This window comes from Streptomyces sp. NPDC054932 (genome assembly GCF_053610205.1).
Map to the genome: position 1 here is coordinate 1 of NZ_JBSGXU010000389.1, position 1,576 is coordinate 1,576.

Annotated in this window: 1 protein-coding gene; it reads left to right on the forward strand. The window is 64.4% G+C overall.

What is annotated here, in order from left to right; genetic code table 11:
• Nucleotides 1-593 precede the first annotated feature (593 nt).
• The gene (locus tag ACWGE1_RS41015; RefSeq protein ID WP_453425564.1) at nt 594-1,118 is read left to right on the forward strand and encodes a hypothetical protein; all 525 of its coding nucleotides are present in this window, start codon (nt 594-596) and stop codon (nt 1,116-1,118) included.
• The last annotated feature ends 458 nt before the right edge of the window (nt 1,119-1,576 follow it).

Consider the following 1,576-nt stretch of genomic DNA (forward strand, 5'->3'; position numbering starts at 1 on the left):
TGATTTTCACTTATTAGTTAGTCGGAAGCGTATGATTTTTTTTAGTTACAGGTCGGGTGATCACCCGACAAGGGCGGCCGCCTCTCTGCAATGACGCCTCTCCGGTAGCGGCACGATGGGCGCGTGCCTGCGACGCCCTGGAGTGGGTTATCAAACGCGACCTACAGGATGAGCCGTGGGTGGCCAGGCTGACCGATCAACTGCACCACACGGGGCGCGGGCTGTTGACCGGCATCGCATCGCTGCTCCCATGGCCGAGCCGGTGGTCGTGGCCTACGACGGACGCGAGGAGATCGATCTGCCGTGGCCGGCACACTACCTCCTCTGGGCCCAGTATCCAGGCGTTTGCACGGGCTCGCGCCGCTCCCTGCGAGTGATCGGTGACGCCGAATGGTACGACTCGCCCGCCGTGTACCAAGGCCGCGTTCTCGCCCGACTCCCACTGCTGGTGGAACACCCAAGCAGCCGGGCGCTCCCCCACTCCCATCTCACGCCAGCTTCTCCGCCAGGGACCAGGCAGGACCAAGATCCGGACCAATTCCGGACCAGCCCCAGCCGAGGCGCCGCACCAACTTCCGTTTCCCCTGGTCAGCGTGGCTGTGGCTGCTGTACCACCAGGAGACGAAGAATCTGCTGAGCCGTACGGCGCGGCTCTCTGGTGTCGGCGGCTGTCACGGCGACTACGCAGACTTCCGAACCCGGTCGGCAAGTTGCTGCCAGCGCCGATGCACAGAGGAACCGCCCTCCGCGTCGACCGAGCCCAGACCACCGGCGGCTTGCTGGAGCGGTGGAGGCTCGCGCGCGCGGTGTGGCCGAAGACCTCGAGGAAGACGCAAGACGTCGATCCGTTCCACTATCAATCCCGGGGTGCTGGTTCTATGTTCGTCATCTCGATGCTGAGGGGGGAGTGCATGGACCCTGACGACGTGATGATCGATGCCCTGGCCGACAAGATCCTCGGGGGCAAGGTCGGAGGCGCGCTCCACCTTCCGTTCCGGTGGAAACAGAAGAATGCTCCGCGTCGCGCGTACTCCCCTATCCACGTCGAGGCGAACACTCCTGTCCGCACCGATCTCTCCTGCCGCCTCGACCTCCGCTTCCGAATAGGCCTCGACTAGCCGTGGGAGTACAGCCTGATACTCCTCCACCCCGGAAGCCGCACGGTCCTCCGGCGCCTCGATGTTCGGGGGACACACCTCGACCGCGAAACCGGCGAGCACTTCATCAATCGCACGCACAAACACAGGTGGAGCGAACAGCGAGGCAACCGGGACGTCTACGCCCCGGACGACATCCGTCACGCGCCGGACCCGATCGCCAATGCGACGCTCACCTCTATGGATGAAGAGCACGACCGCGTCGTCAGGGACTTCGTCCTGGAATGCAAGATGGACATCTCCGCAGGCTACGTTTGGTTTCCGCCCACGCCGCCGATGCCGGCCCCGACGCTAGAGGGATTCGAGGAATACCCATGAGCGCCTCCCCCCCCATTACCTTCTTGGTGGCCCCGCAATGGGGCGCCCGGCCTCCGGAGTTGGCATGACTTTCTCCCCCTGTCGAATTGATGGCTTGGGGG